General features: G+C 64.7%; 1 protein-coding gene. It reads left to right on the top strand.

Annotated elements, in window-relative coordinates:
* Positions 1-266 (top strand): hypothetical protein (locus Q0795_RS17155; RefSeq protein WP_298891783.1); only part of this gene is annotated, 266 nt, incomplete at both ends.

Here is a 266-nt window from a genome sequence, read left to right on the forward strand (position 1 = left end):
CGCTTGCTGGTGGACAAGGCTTACGCCGCCAGCCAGCCCACGCCGCCGGCCGAGCTGCAACTCAAGCAGGGCGAAGACAACAACCTGTCGCGGCTCACCGAAAGCTTTCACCTGAACCTTGATGCGCTGGGCTTCCTGTCCTTTGTGGTGGGGCTGTTTATTGTGCATGCGGCCATCGGCCTGGCCCTGGAGCAGCGACGCGGGCTGTTGCGTACATTGCGCGCCTGCGGCGTGAGTGCGCGGATGTTGATCCTCGGCCTGGGGGT

It is taken from the genome of uncultured Serinicoccus sp., from assembly GCF_947487915.1.
Lineage (GTDB): Bacteria > Actinomycetota > Actinomycetes > Actinomycetales > Dermatophilaceae > Ornithinicoccus.